The sequence below is a fragment of the Ekhidna sp. genome (genome assembly GCF_963691765.1).
Taxonomy (GTDB): Bacteria; Bacteroidota; Bacteroidia; order Cytophagales; family Cyclobacteriaceae; genus Ekhidna.
This window is the reverse complement of the sequence record NZ_OY829375.1, coordinates 2,434,628-2,448,900: the sequence shown is the minus strand read 5'-3', so window position 1 is coordinate 2,448,900 and position 14,273 is coordinate 2,434,628. Positions and strand designations below refer to the sequence as shown.

Below are 14,273 nucleotides of genomic sequence, written 5' to 3'. Positions count from 1 at the left end.
GAACCATAATGAACATGAAAAAATACCTGATCACTTCATTACTTTTTACTATTGCTATTAGCGGATTCTCCCAAATAGGTAGTTTGGCTTTCTCTTTGGGCTTGCCTCAAAACGATTTCAAAGAAAATACTGATGCAACAGGATTTGGTGGTGATTTATCACTGGCCTTCCCATTTCAAAAAGGCACACCCATCTATATGGGTGTTGATATTAACTACATGATTTATGGTCTCAATAAAAAGGACGAAGAATTATTTGCTCAAGTCACCTTGTCAAATGGTACGCCTATTGGTGACCCGCTTCGTATTCCATTGAGAATTGTGAACACGAGTAGCTTATTCGGAACACATGCATTTATTCGTGCAGTTGCTCCTTTTGAAAATATTCAACCGTACGCTGAAGGACTTTTTGGCTTTAGATACATTTCTACCAATGTAAAGATCAGAGATCTGTCTGATGACAATCGATGGAGTGGAGATCCGGATGATGATGTAATCTTAAGAGAGACTGTATTAGACGACTGGATTTTAAGCTATGGATTTGGAGGTGGTTTTCTAATTAAAGTTGGACCTAGTTTTTATGTGGACTTAAGGGCTAACTTCTTCAAAGGGCAGCGTGCTCAATTTTTTGATGGTGAGGATACCGAGGCATGGAACATTGAATTTAGCGGTGACCCCACTTCGTTTGATAGCAATACAGTAGGTGGAGATGAACTTACATTTGAAACGGAGGCCAGAGAGTCTACGACAGATTTACTGACTATAAAGTTTGGAGTGGCTTTTAAAATTTAATATCCATACTTTTCTTTCCATCGCACGCGAAGAAATTTACGGAGCTCTTCTTCGCGGGCATTTTGTCCTGGATCATAAAGCTTAGTTTCTTTTATTTCTTCCGGTAAGAATTCCATCTCTGCAAAATTCATGGGATGATCATGGGCGTATTTATAGCCTTTCCCATAGCCTTGATCTTTCATCAGTTTGGTTGGAGAGTTACGAATCGCCATCGGCACCGGAAGGTCTCCAGTTTTTTGAACAAGCGCTTGTGCTTGATTGATGGCCATATAGCTTGCGTTGCTTTTTGGTGAAGATGCCAGGTATGTAACGCACTGGGATAGTATAATGCGTGATTCAGGATACCCAATCATATTGACTGCTTGAAAAGCATTTGTTGCCATTACTAAAGCAGTTGGATTCGCATTTCCAATATCTTCTGATGCCAGAATCACTAGTCTTCTTGCAATGAATTTAACATCTTCGCCGCCTTCTATCATTCGAGCTAAATAATAGACTGCGGCATTTGGATCACTTCCTCTGATCGATTTAATGAAAGCAGAAATAACATCATAATGCATTTCTCCTTTCTTATCATACAACACAGTCTTTCGTTGTGCAGCCTCTATTACTTTATCATCGGTGACAATTTTCTTTTCAGAATCATCACTTTTAATTACCAATTCCAGAAGATTCAAAAGCTTTCTCCCATCACCTCCTGATAAGTTAAAGAGTGCTTCTGTCTCTTTAAGCTCCACCTGCTCCTTCTTGAGATCTTCGTCTTGAGAAAGCGCATTTTCTACTAAAGTCAAAAGGTGCTCTTTCGTAAGCGCATTTAAAGTATAAACCTGTGACCGAGAAATTAATGCTGAATTAACTTCGAAACTTGGGTTCTCAGTTGTCGCACCTATCAAGGTGATTACACCCTTTTCAACAGCTCCCAATAATGCATCTTGCTGCGCTTTATTAAAACGATGAATTTCATCAATAAATAGAATTGCTTTATTGCCTCGGCTAGCGATCTGAATAACCTCCCTCACCTCTTTGACTCCAGAGCTAATAGCACTGAGTGTGTGAAAAGGTCTCTTTACTTCGTTGGCAATAATATTCGCAATGGTTGTTTTGCCAGTGCCTGGTGGCCCCCAAAGAATCATTGATGGTACTTGCCCAGAACTAATGGCACGTCTTAAGACTCCGGACTCACCAACAAGGTGTTCTTGCCCCACCAAATCTGACAATTTTGATGGACGCATACGTTCCGCAAGAGGTGATTGATCTTGAAACATTCGCCAAAGTTATACTAAAAATATTAGTACTATTTACATGATTCTAATTGTTTGGCCAGGTCATCCGCCCTTGCTTTTTGACGCCTAGCCTCCATCAAATTCTGCTCTGCTTGCTCGTTAGCCTCTGCAGCCAATTTTACTTGCTTTTCGGCCTCTTTCCTGGATTCCATCGCAATGGCATGCTGACGACTGGCTTCTTCTAGATTCTGCTTTGCCACTCTTGTTGCTTCCTCAGCAAGTCGCCTTTGCTCAAGTGATTCTTGCTCCAATGCTTTTAGTTTTTCATTTGCAGTTCCCGCCATTCTATTCGCCGTTTCTGCATTTTCTTGTGCTTTTTGGGCATTAAGCCTTGCTAATTCTGCATTTTCAACGGCTTCATCACTTAACATGCTAGATTCTTTTTTGATCTTAGCTAACTCAGCTTTGAGTCGTTCATTTTCTTCTTCCAGCGCTTGATTGGGATTACAAGCAATAGCTAAAAATGCAACAAGGATAAGTAGTATTGGTTTCATCGCTTTTTTAATAAAGCTACAGAAATCACTTTTTAAGGACAATCACATTACCAGCAAGAATTAAAACCATACCCAGCAATACATGCCAACCTAAAAGGTAATCTTCAAAGATTGCTGAAAGTGCAACTGCAATCACAGGGATCACAACCAGAACATAGGCAGCTTTATCAGCACCTATTTTACCAATTAAAGTGAGGTAGGCTCCAAACGCTATTATGGACCCAAATATTGAAAGATAAAGAAGTGATGATAAGTACTCAAAATTTAGATCTAATGAAGCAGGAGAACCGGTAATAAAAGCAATCAAGCCTATAATTACTCCACCATAGAGCATCCCAAAAGCATTTGTTTGCACTACTGGTAAACCTTTTGACTGATTGAAGGCAGATGTGATATTGCCAAGTGAGGCTATCACGACTGAAACAAAGCAGATGCTCAAGTGAAAAGTTTTAATTTCTTCTGGACTTAGTCCAATAAGCTCCTGCTTAAAAAGAAGTATTGTTCCAAGGATTCCAAGAATAGCTCCGAAATACACTTTTTTTTCGGCAACCTTATTGAGGAAAATTTTCCCAAAAAAGACGTTTAAGAAAATAATGCAGGAGAACATGATAGCGACTAAGGCGCTTATCAATTCTTGCTCGGCGATGTACACAAACCAATAGTTGAAACCAAATAGGAAAGCACCTTGAAGAACCATCCGCAAATGCTCTTTGAATGTGAACTTCAGATTTAACTTTTTTGCTTTTGAGAAGGTAAGCAAGATTATCCCAGCCAATATAAATCGGTAGCTAACAGACCATGTAGGGTCTACCACGCCTAACTGAAACTTTATAACAAAGAACGTAGAGCCCCATATCAATGCGGGAATAAGGAAAAGTGAAGATGAGTTTAATCTCATGCCTCGAAAGTACAGCATTGCTCTTCTATTGTATTCCTTAATGGATGAAGATTTTTAATCCATTCTGACCGTATTGTTCATATCAACTTGCGAATAACTTAAATCCATGAGTATACATTTGCGCGGTGAATTGGTCATCTATCAAGACATATGGAGCACTTACATTGGTAAGTTTATTCTACGGGATCAACTACAGTATCTTAAAAATTGTGGTCCCCGAATATGTAGGTGCTTACGGATTTATATTATTTCGAGTGATTGTGGCTTCGGCAATTTTCTGGATTATTCATTCATTCAACACCGAAAAAATTAACTGGAAAGAAGATGGTAAGACCCTTGTACTTTGTGCATTGACCGGGGTAGCTATCAATCAACTGCTATTCTATAAAGGAATCAGTCTTACTTCTGCAGTGAATGGCTCCATTATCATGACATTGACACCCGTATTGGTATTAATCTGGGCGTCATTATTGATTGGAGAAAAAATCACCTCTAGAAAAATTATTGGTATCATAATAGGCCTAGTTGGGGCAATTATCATTCTCTATCAACCAGACACACTACTTACCTCAGGTGATTGGAAAGGTGATATTCTGATCTTAATAAATGGTGCTAGCTATGCGTGCTATTTGGTCCTTGTAAAGCCTTTGATGAAAAAATATAAACCCATGACAGTAGTTACTTGGGTTTTTACGATTGCCATCATATTTGTTGTTCCGGTTGGATTCAATCAGGCATCAAATGTTGAATTCAGCACATTGCCATCAAAAGTATGGTGGAGTATGGGATACGCGATCTTTATAGTTACGGTAGTTGTTTATTTCCTGAATGCTTGGACGCTTATTAAAGTAAACTCATCAGTTGTAGGAGCCTTTATTTATCTGCAACCAATATTCGCTACTATGACTGCTATTTTATTTTTTGATGAGGTATTCCTTATTAAGCACTTGTTTGCAGCAGCTTTTGTTTTTACTGGGGTATGGCTTGTAACGATGACTAAGAAATCTTCTTAATTGCTTCGCAAAATTGATTTAATTGATCATCAGTAAAATCAAGATGAGTGACAAAGCGTACCAATCCCTTGCCGAAACCAACAGCATGGATTCCCCGCTTCTCTAATTCTTCCAAAAACCATTTTTCAGATTTACCATCTTCGAGCTTGCCAATAACAATATTGGTATCCACCGGATAAACCTCTTGGATAAAGCTAAGTTCAATTAATGACTCACCTATCTTTCTAGCTCTTTCATGATCTTCCTTCAAGCGATCAATGTGATGATCCAGCGCGTGTATGCATGCGGCTGCCAAATATCCCGCTTGTCTCATTCCCCCTCCAAAGACTTTTCTAACTCTCTTGGCCTCCTTTATTTGATCTGTGCTACCCAATAAAACAGATCCAACAGGCGCACCTAATCCTTTTGAAAAACAGATGGAAATGGAATCAAAACAATCGCCGTAATCACCAGCACTTTCTCCCGTTTCCACCAATGCGTTAAAGAATCTTGCTCCATCAAGGTGAAGCCTTAATTTATTAGACTCACATACTTCTTTGATTTTCTTTATTTCCTCTAAATCATAAATAGCTCCGCCTCCTTTATTCATTGTATTTTCCAAAACAACCAACTTCGAATTAGGAAAATGAATATCATCTGGGTTAATACTAGCTGCCACTTGATCTGCAGTTATCCTACCCCTATCTCCATCCAGCAATTTTGGTGAAAGCATGGAATTATACATCATTCCACCACCTTCATATAAGTATACGTGTGAATGCTTATGACAAATTACTTCATCCTGCGGGCGCGTATGTATCCGCATAGCTATTTGATTGGTCATTGTTCCAGAAGGACAATACAAAGCATCTTCCATCCCAAATAGCTTAGAAATTTTATCTTGAAGTGCGTTTACTGTGGGGTCATCTCCAAAGACATCATCTCCAACTTTAGCATTCATCATCGCTTCCAACATTTCAGAAGTAGGTTTGGTGATGGTATCACTTCTTAAATCAATCATATGTTTCATCTGTTAAAATCCAATCTGAATGGGCCAGTGATTCCCAAGGAACAGCTGCAATGTCCACATTTTCATCGATCAATGGCTTTTTGGGATGACCATTAAGCGAAACCTTCGCACTAACATAAACAGCCACATCCTTACCTAGCTTTTCATTTTCTTTTTTAATTCTTTGCGCAAGCTGCCAGATCATATCAGGTTGACCACCGAGTGCAGACCTCTGATCGCGACTAAGATATTTGGTGAGCAGTAATCTCTGCCGCTCTCCTGTTTTTTTATCTTCAACATAGAATTTTACAGTTGAAGATTTAGAACGCAACATCATTCTCCAAGAGAGACGATGTCCTTCCTCAGTGAAACCTACGTTACCTTCAAATAAGTGATGCCTCAGTGGAAGCAAAATTTGAACTAGAAAATATGCTGCCAGTAAATAGGTCCACGTATTACTCAACTTCTTTCTAGTAGGATACACCTTCAACTTTTTCTTAAAAAAGATACTCCGAATGGTTTCTGGAGGAAAGAAAAAAGCAGTAAGGCCAATCATTAAGTATGGGAAAATTCCAATCTGGAAGACGGCAGAGTTAAAGAGATTGAAAAAAATCGACAGAATAAACCCAAGTTTTCTTGTCTTGGGATGAAGCAACAGAAAAAATATACTTCCATCATAAATTACCCCTCCCCATGCTATTGCATATTGAAACCAACTTTCCTGAAGCAAAGGTCCAATAATTGGATAGCTCGATTTGTAGTTGAACCAAATACTGATCGGTCGTGCCTCAAGCCAATCAAGATGCACTTTATGAATACTGGCATATACATAAACAATCAATATTTGAATAATGAAAAAGTAGTGGCATGCTCTTGCACAAGTATTCGCAGGCACTGTGAATCCAAAATGCGAATCAAGGGATCTGCTTTTATGTGCCGGAAGTAGAAGCATAGCAACGCTAAGCAATACCAACAAGTAATAGTGATTATTGTAGTGCGTCTTCTGCATCATGTAGACCATCGTCCACATTCCAAGAAATATAAATGTAGAAGCCCGATAAAATAAGCCTATCATTATCCCCAAAGCAGCTACTCCCATTATTGCGAAATAGTAAATCATGCCATCACCTTCTAAAGGTTGCAGCCACTCAAATCCAATTACAGTAAATGTAAACTCAGGCTCTATAAATGTTTTATGGACCCATCCTGTAGCGATTGCTCCAAAGCTTTCTGCAGCAGCCAGAAAGCCAAAAATCATTCGAAATAGCACAAGCGGGCTATTATCAACTTCAGTTCCTAAAAAAGTTCTAGCGGATTGGAGCATCTGGACATATTTCCATTGTGAAAATAGTAGTAAGCTCGTGGAATATTGACGTTTTTAAATAAAAAAAGGAGCTCGAAAGCTCCCTATTTCTAAACCTAGTAAATATGAAGAGGATTAATTTACTGTAATGTTTAACGCTTATTTCTTCTATGAGGTTATGCTGATTAACGATCTTTAACCTTTAGACACTTGATTTTATCGAAAGATTAATCGCCTATAGAATAAATATTCAAATAATATTCTGCGAAAAGTGTGCCAATCTTTATCGAAGAGAAACAAAAATTAAAATCTTTTTTATGGCCTGAATGCAAAAAAAATGGTGTTTCTCTCACGGTATTTAAATAAGTAATTGGCAGACAGTATTAATCGTATATTTTTGCGGAAAATCTAAAAGAAATGAGTGTTCTTGTAAATAAAGATTCAAAAATCATCGTACAGGGTTTTACAGGCTCTGAAGGTACTTTTCATGCAGGTCAAATGATCGAGTATGGTTCTAATGTGGTAGGTGGAGTTACTCCTGGCAAAGGCGGACAGAAACATTTGGACAAACCTGTGTTCAATACCGTGAAAGAAGCTGTAGATCAAACTGGTGCTGATGTAACTATCATTTTTGTTCCTCCCGCATTTGCTGCTGATGCAATCATGGAAGCTGCTGATGCAGGCATTAAGGTTATCGTTACGATCACTGAAGGTATTCCTGTAAAAGATATGATGAATGCTAAGCCATATGCTAAATCTAGAGGTGCGGTGCTTGTTGGTCCTAACTGCCCGGGTGTAATCACTCCAGAGGAAGCTAAAGTTGGAATCATGCCAGGATTCGTATTCAGAAAAGGTAAAGTAGGAATCGTTTCAAAATCAGGAACGCTGACATATGAAGCTGCAGATCAAGTAGTAAAAGCTGGAATGGGAATCTCTACGGCTATTGGTATTGGTGGTGATCCAATTATTGGCACTTCTACTAAAGAAGCAGTTCAAATGTTGATGGAAGATCCTGAAACTGATGGAATTGTAATGATTGGAGAAATCGGTGGATCTTATGAAGCAGATGCAGCGCGCTGGATACAAGAAAACGGAAACAAGAAACCTGTTGTAGGATTCATAGCAGGACAGACAGCTCCTCCAGGAAGAAGAATGGGTCATGCTGGCGCAATTATTGGTGGAAAAGATGATACTGCTGAGGCAAAAATGAGAATTATGGGAGAGTGTGGTTTACATGTTGTTGATTCACCTGCAGATATTGGGGAAGTAATGAAAAAAGCACTTAGCTAATAAAAATTCAATATAAAATTTGAACCCTGGCGAAATTCGTCAGGGTTTTTTTGTGCATTTTCCCAATCAACTAAAAATTTAGTTTGAAAATAATTTGGATCTTTAAACTAATCATTTAGTTTTGAAACTAAGTTATTAGTTATATAAGAATATGAAGCCACTTACCTCAGCAGAAGAAGAGATCATGCAAATCCTTTGGCAGCTAGAAAAAGCGTTTGTTAAAGACATCGTCGAAGAGTATGAAGATCCCAAGCCAGCATACAATACCATCTCTACATTAATCAGAATAATGGAAAAAAAAGGGTTTGTTGGCTATGAAGCATTCGGTAAGTCGCATCGATACTATCCGCTAATTGACAAAGAAGAATACAGTAGAAAATACCTCAACAGGTTTGTTGATAAATACTTCAGCGGATCATACAAAGACCTTGTTTCATTCTTTACCAAGGAAAAAGAAATGAGTGTGAAGGACTTAGAACGATTGTTGGACGAACTTAAAAAAGAGCAATAATGATAAGCTATATAGTTGAATTTGCTATTCTACACTTGCTGTTCTATTTCATCTATAAGGTGATGTTAGCAAGGGAAACCCAGTTGGAGTTCTTAAGATTTTTCCTTGTTGGATCCACGATATTAAGCCTTGTGTTACCTGCTTTGGAAATCCCAACCAAGGCCTCAATACCAACGATCGACATGGATACCATCATACTACCAATGGTCACTACTACTGGTAACGAAGTACAATCTTTAGATATCCCTTGGTACTTTGTTTTGCTCGGAATAGTCAGTGCGCTGTTCGCACTAAAATTAATCGTCACTCTTTCTCAGATATATGGGTGGTATAAGCAGAGTGAGATTGATTCACTTGAGAATATTGACATAAGAAAGGTGGCGGGACTCCAAAACAGTTTCACATTCCTCCAATGGATATTTATAGATCCTAAGAATTTTGAAAATCCAGCCGACATCATTAGGCATGAGCGCGGACACGCCAAAAGATTGCATTCATTAGACCTACTATTTTTTCATATCCTGTCTATTCCGTTTTGGTGGGTTCCATCTGTATGGCTAATGATTAAAGAATTGAAAGAAGTACATGAATTTGAAGCAGATGATTATGCCTTGAAGATCAATGATACTACTTATACCAAGACCTTGGTGCAATGCACCTTGAAGGCGCATGGAATGGACCTGGCCAGTTCATTCGATGACGCTCCTATTTTTAACCGATTAAATTTTATTAAAAAGATGAAAAAGAAAATCAGTATCTGGAAAGTTGCGAGTATCGCAGCAATGGTGGCCGTTTCGGGAGCAATGTTTGCTTGCGAAGAAGAACTTGAAGCCGAACTTGAGGAAATCATTGAAGAGAGCAATCAACAAATTGAATATTCGGATGATGTTCAAGCTGCTTTGGTGAAACTTCAAGATCAAAATCCTGGCGAAAAGTACGCAGTGATCGAGACAAAGTTCGAGAACGAAGAAAGCATTAATAAGCTTAACGAATACGATCCAGATCAAATCGCAATGGTGTTCGTAGAAAAAAAGGATGGAGAAAAAAGCGTAACACTAATTGTTAATCAATCTTCAGACTTATTCGAAAAGACCATAGAAATACAAGAACAAAGTGAAAATGCTGTTTTCACAGTTGTAGAAGAAGCTGCTAGTTTCGATGGTGGTGTGGATGGACTATCCAAATACCTGAGTGAAAATTTAAAATACCCAACACAAGCAAAAGATCAAGGCGTTGAAGGTGTTGTATATGTTCAATTCATTGTAGAAGAGGATGGTAGCTTGTCGAACGTTGAAATTCTAAAAGGCATTGGCGCAGGTTGCGATGAGGAAGCTAAAAGAATCATCGAAGCATCGCCAAAGTGGATTCCAGGCAAACAACAAGGAAAACTTGTTAGGCAAAAAATGCTACAAAAACTGGTATTCAAATTATAAATCAATAATCTCTCCTCATAATAAAAAGAAGCCCCTCTTGGGGCTTTTTTCATGTATGTAATCCACATTCTGTTTTAGAGCTATTCAGCCACCTGCCTTCTCTACCTTCTCCTTTTGCCGTACAATGTGTACAACCAATAGAGCCATACCCTTGATAGACCAATGGATTTAGCGGAAGCTCGTAAATGAGGCAGTAAGTTTGAACCTCTTCTTCGGTCATATCAATAATTGGGTGGAACTTAATTATATCGCTCCGCTGCTCAAAAATATTGAGCTTCTCTCTATTTGCATTTTGATACCGTAAGAGGCCTGAAATCCACACTTCTTTTCCTTCTTTCAGCTTGTCCGTTGGCCCTACCTTATTGATAAAGCAACACAAGTCGCTCGTATATTTCCATGTCAAATTCTCAGCTGTAAATCGATGATGATTTGGTTTAGCGCCTACATCAACAACATTCAAATTGAGTCTATCAATAAGTTGATCTCTATATCTTTTTGTTTCTGGAAACACATATCCAGTATCAATAAAATAGATTGGATGATCTGGGCGCACTTTGCTAATCATATGAAGCAAAATGACTGAAGTAGATCCAAATGAGGATGTCATTAAAACTCTTTCGCTATCAAAAACCTCAAAGACTTTATCCAGCCTCTCTTGAGGATAGTATCCATCAAATTCTTGATTTAAGGTTTCGAGATTAGTTGTGATTTTTATGGAGTCCATTAGCTGCTAGTGATTTAGTGATCTTATTCAATTCTTCAACCTTGTATGCAAAATCCCCCTTAAGGCGATCTCTGATAAGGCGCAAATTTTTTAGTAGCTCATCTGTATCATCAGGGATTGTTTGTTCAAAAAATTCCCTGAGTCGTTTGGCGAAAGTTGGTGACATCCCATTCGTACTGATACCCAATTTAAGGTTGCCTTTGCTGACTGTTGCACCGAGATAGAAATCGCATAAATGTGGTGTATCAGCCACATTCAATATGACCCCATGCTGTTTTGCTTCCTGCCGAATACGATTGTGTAAGGCAGGACTGTCAGTGGCCAATATTGCTATATCCACTGATTCTAAATCGTGCGAAATATATTTTCTATTTATTAATCGTACACTGCTATGTTTTTCAATTAGATCACCTACTTCATTTGAAACAAAGTCCGCTACAACTTTAACATTCGCATTCGGATCGTTTTTCAAGAGTGCTTGCAGCTTTTCCAACGCCACATTTCCTCCTCCTACCAAGAGAATGTTCAATTCGTTCAACTTAAGAAAGATTGGAAATAGTTTGTTATTTGTACTCATGCTATTTCTGTTTTAAAATGTTCACTAAATATTTGATTTAAATGTGCACTGGCAGCTCCCTCACCAAACACTAAAAGTGCCGGCGCCTTAGGCTTTTTCAATTGCACCACTGGCACAATCGATTTCACATCACTGGCTATAACTTCACTGCTTTTAAGTGTACCATTGCTGATTATAGCCACTGGAAGGTCTCCTCTACCTTCTTTCAAATAGGCGTCTACTATTGATTCTAGTTTGTTTAAACCCATGAAAATAATCGCGGTAGGCGCATACTTGGCAGCGTTAATTACTTCTTCACTGATGCTTCCATCTGCTGTGGTAGCAGTAAGCACTGAAAAGCTCTGATTTATCCCTCTGCAAGTCAACGGGATCCCATATAATCCTGGTAGCATAATGCTACTAATACCGACAACAACATCCGTCTCTATTCCAAATTGCTCGGCATAAGTGATCTCTTCAAATCCTCTTGCAAAAACAAATGGATCGCCTCCCTTTAACCGTACAACATGACCTTTACCTAAGGCATTCTCAACAATTAATCTGTTGATGGTTTTCTGCGAAACACTCGCTTTTCCTGCTCGTTTTCCAACCAATATATGCACAGCGTTTTTGGCATATTGGAGTAGCTCTGGGTCAACCAAAGCGTCATAAAGAACCACATCAGCTTTTTCTAAAGCCTTGATTCCTTTTAGCGTAATCAAATCCGGATCTCCAGGACCGGCCCCTACCAATGTGAGTTTTGGATATTTCTTTTCCATTTTTTTATGCTTTATAATGACTGACAATGACGGATTTTTCAATCCCCGATTGATCTTGGACTGATCTTCGATTCTCGACTTTTTCAAAAAATTCCAGTGCCCTATTGAGGTATTCTCCGGCAAAGGCTTCGGACGGCTCATTTTGATTGATAGCAAGAACTTCTTTTGAGAAAGAACCTCGAAAATCCGACCACCCTCCTTTGCGAATCAATTCCTCAAAATCTTCTAATATTTTCTTATGCGTGTTGCACTGAATATCATGTGCTAACAAGAGTGCTTTAGCTCCAATAATGAATGTATTGTAACCGAAGAATATCGTGTAAGCCCACTCCTTCTTATTGAATGCTTCTTGCGATTTTACCAGGTTATCCCTTGCATCGTCTAAGATGGTACCTACCAAGTCGACCATGACTCCTGCGCATTCTCCTACTCCAATATCAGGGAGGAATGATGTTGACTTACCCCAATCGATAAAGTCGTTATCATTAAATTCCTTATCAACAATAGGCTTTAGCAAACCATAGAAATACTTCTTCCCATTTCTTTGGTAGTAATCATTGAAGTACTCTCCATCAATGTGCTTTTCTTCATAATCATCTAGAATACTCCTTAGCACTTGCGGCGCTCTTCGTGTCGGAACCTTGATTACTTTTTCTGCAATAAAACCTTCACCCCCTTGACTCACACCACCGCCGATAACTACTTGCATTGCAGGAGCTACCTTATCACCAACCTTGATGCTGCTACCATGAAATCCAATGTTGGCTATCATATGCTGTCCGCATGAATTCATGCATCCACTGATCTTTACTTTAATGTTAGCTTCATCTATCAGCTGCGGGTATTCTTCTCTTACTACATGTTCAAGTTTTGTCGCAAGCTGCGTGCTATTAGTAACACCAAGATTGCAGGTATCTGTACCAGGGCATGAGGTGATGTCTACTAACGTGTCGAAACCAGGTTCATCTAAGCCTAGATCTTTCAGGGCATGGAATATTTGAATTAACGCTTCCTCTCGAACATATCTAAATAAAAGTCCTTGATTAATCGTGATTCGAATGTCATTGGAAGCAAAATCTTCCGCGATACTCGCAAGCTTTCGTGCATCTTCCGGAGAAATGTTGCCCAGCGGAACGCGGATCTGTACCCCATAATATCCAGTTTGTTTTTGCTCAAAAACATTCGTCGATTTCCATTTCTTAAAAGCATCAATATCTACCTGAGGATGTGATTCGAAAGATCTTGACTCAGGCTCAATCTCAAGCTCCTCAGATGAAATTGGAAATTTCTTAAATGGTAAAGATTTCTTTTCTTCCTCCACCAATTCCAGAAAACGCTCAACACCCAATCCCTTTCGTGGTTCAATTAAATATTTAAGACGGGCTTTATTTCTTTTTTCCCTTTCTCCATAACGATCAAAAACTCTAAGCGAGGCTTCAATAAATGGGATCAATTCATCTTCAGGAATAAACTCCGTAGCGGTTTGAGCGATAAACGGCTGAGCACCAAGACCACCCCCGATCACTATTTTAAATCCTCTGATTTTATCTTTAATTCTTGGAATAAAACCCAGATCATGGATGAATGTAAAAGCACTATCCTGTTCACTAGATGAAAATGCCATCTTGATTTTTCTTCCCATATCCTGGCATATCGGATTGCGCAAGAAATATTCAAACGTAGCTTGAACGTAGGGTGAGACATCGAACGGTTCATTGGGATCTATTCCCGCATATGGCGATGCCGTTATATTTCTAACAGTATTTCCACACGACTCTCTAGCAGTTACACCAGCACCTTCTAGTAAGGTCCATATAGCAGGTGAGTCCTCCAATTTCACATAATGCAACTGGATATTTTGTCGCGTAGTAAGGTGAAGGTTTCTGTTTGAATATTGATCAGAGATATCTGCAATTACTCTCAACTGATTAGGTGAAATTTTACCATATGGTAGTTTTATTCTAAACATTTGAACCCCACTCTGCCTCTGACCATAAACCCCTCTGGTTAGTCGGTAAGCTTTAAATCGTTCTTCCGGTATTTCACCCTTGTGAAAGAGCTTGATTTTATTTTGCAATTCGAGAATATCATTCTCTGATTCCTTTGAAAGTGTATTTATTGACATTTTTTTGATTTTTTGATATAAAAAAACCCCGAAAGCGTATGCCATCGGGGTTTGTTTTTTAAACAACGGTATTAATTATGGCATA

14 protein-coding genes are annotated in these 14,273 nt (G+C 38.8%); 5 read left to right on the top strand and 9 right to left on the bottom strand.

Annotation, left to right across the window (positions count from 1 at the left end):
* Nucleotides 1–14 precede the first annotated feature (14 nt).
* Entirely contained in the window at nucleotides 15–791 is a 777-nt protein-coding gene (locus tag ACY650_RS11100) for a hypothetical protein (RefSeq protein ID WP_462247504.1), read from the top strand.
* Here the strand turns inward: ACY650_RS11100 and ACY650_RS11095 are convergent.
* Genes ACY650_RS11095 through ACY650_RS11085 form a run of 3 tightly spaced genes read right to left on the bottom strand, consistent with a single transcriptional unit; the run spans nucleotide 788 to nucleotide 3,466 of the window.
* Nucleotides 788–2,056 (bottom strand): replication-associated recombination protein A, encoded by a 1,269-nt coding sequence (locus ACY650_RS11095; protein WP_462247503.1) that lies wholly within the window; start codon nucleotides 2,054–2,056, stop codon nucleotides 788–790. The genes ACY650_RS11100 and ACY650_RS11095 overlap by 4 nt on opposite strands.
* A 29-nt stretch (nucleotides 2,057–2,085) precedes the next feature.
* The gene (locus ACY650_RS11090; RefSeq protein WP_462247502.1) at nucleotides 2,086–2,568 is read right to left on the bottom strand and encodes a hypothetical protein; all 483 of its coding nucleotides are present in this window, start codon (nucleotides 2,566–2,568) and stop codon (nucleotides 2,086–2,088) included.
* A gap of 25 nt (nucleotides 2,569–2,593) precedes the next feature.
* The gene (locus tag ACY650_RS11085; protein ID WP_462247501.1) at nucleotides 2,594–3,466 is read right to left on the bottom strand and encodes a DMT family transporter; all 873 of its coding nucleotides are present in this window, start codon (nucleotides 3,464–3,466) and stop codon (nucleotides 2,594–2,596) included.
* A gap of 125 nt (nucleotides 3,467–3,591) precedes the next feature.
* Between ACY650_RS11085 and ACY650_RS11080 the strand changes: the two genes are divergently transcribed.
* Nucleotides 3,592–4,479 carry a DMT family transporter gene (locus ACY650_RS11080; RefSeq protein ID WP_462247500.1) on the top strand — a complete coding sequence of 296 codons (888 nt, stop codon included), beginning with the start codon at nucleotides 3,592–3,594 and terminating at the stop codon, nucleotides 4,477–4,479.
* Here ACY650_RS11080 and ACY650_RS11075 read toward each other — a convergent pair.
* Nucleotides 4,463–5,479, bottom strand: coding sequence for a threonine aldolase family protein (locus tag ACY650_RS11075; RefSeq protein ID WP_462247499.1), 1,017 nt, complete (start codon nucleotides 5,477–5,479; stop codon nucleotides 4,463–4,465). The genes ACY650_RS11080 and ACY650_RS11075 overlap by 17 nt on opposite strands.
* On the bottom strand, nucleotides 5,472–6,791 hold the full coding sequence (locus ACY650_RS11070) for an HTTM domain-containing protein (RefSeq protein ID WP_462247497.1): 1,320 nt from the start codon (nucleotides 6,789–6,791) through the stop codon (nucleotides 5,472–5,474). The genes ACY650_RS11075 and ACY650_RS11070 overlap by 8 nt, the downstream gene beginning before the upstream one ends.
* A gap of 396 nt (nucleotides 6,792–7,187) precedes the next feature.
* Between ACY650_RS11070 and sucD the strand changes: the two genes are divergently transcribed.
* The 3 genes from sucD (at nucleotide 7,188) to ACY650_RS11055 (ending at nucleotide 10,004) form a co-directional block, all read left to right on the top strand.
* Nucleotides 7,188–8,060, top strand: coding sequence for a succinate--CoA ligase subunit alpha (sucD, locus tag ACY650_RS11065; RefSeq protein ID WP_462247496.1), 873 nt, complete (start codon nucleotides 7,188–7,190; stop codon nucleotides 8,058–8,060).
* Nucleotides 8,061–8,211: 151 nt separating this feature from the next.
* Nucleotides 8,212–8,571, top strand: a complete 360-nt coding sequence (locus ACY650_RS11060; protein WP_462247495.1) for a BlaI/MecI/CopY family transcriptional regulator — start codon at nucleotides 8,212–8,214, stop codon at nucleotides 8,569–8,571.
* Nucleotides 8,571–10,004, top strand: coding sequence for a TonB family protein (locus ACY650_RS11055; protein ID WP_462247494.1), 1,434 nt, complete (start codon nucleotides 8,571–8,573; stop codon nucleotides 10,002–10,004). The genes ACY650_RS11060 and ACY650_RS11055 overlap by 1 nt, the downstream gene beginning before the upstream one ends.
* A gap of 49 nt (nucleotides 10,005–10,053) precedes the next feature.
* On the opposite strand, the gene ACY650_RS11050 is transcribed toward ACY650_RS11055, so the two are convergent.
* From ACY650_RS11050 to ACY650_RS11035, 4 genes are read right to left on the bottom strand one after another with little or no spacing between them, the layout of a single operon-like run.
* A complete protein-coding gene (locus ACY650_RS11050) occupies nucleotides 10,054–10,728 on the bottom strand; it encodes a phosphoadenylyl-sulfate reductase (protein WP_462247493.1) in 675 nt (224 codons plus the stop codon).
* Nucleotides 10,703–11,305, bottom strand: a complete 603-nt coding sequence (locus ACY650_RS11045; protein WP_462247492.1) for a precorrin-2 dehydrogenase/sirohydrochlorin ferrochelatase family protein — start codon at nucleotides 11,303–11,305, stop codon at nucleotides 10,703–10,705. Before ACY650_RS11045 ends, ACY650_RS11050 begins: the two co-directional genes overlap by 26 nt.
* Nucleotides 11,302–12,063: a uroporphyrinogen-III C-methyltransferase gene (gene cobA / locus ACY650_RS11040; protein WP_462247491.1), complete on the bottom strand. Its 762-nt coding sequence runs from the start codon at nucleotides 12,061–12,063 to the stop codon at nucleotides 11,302–11,304. The genes ACY650_RS11045 and cobA overlap by 4 nt, the downstream gene beginning before the upstream one ends.
* Before the next feature lie 4 nt (nucleotides 12,064–12,067).
* Nucleotides 12,068–14,188 carry a nitrite reductase gene (locus ACY650_RS11035; protein ID WP_462247490.1) on the bottom strand — a complete coding sequence of 707 codons (2,121 nt, stop codon included), beginning with the start codon at nucleotides 14,186–14,188 and terminating at the stop codon, nucleotides 12,068–12,070.
* Between the last annotated feature and the right edge of the window lie 85 nt (nucleotides 14,189–14,273).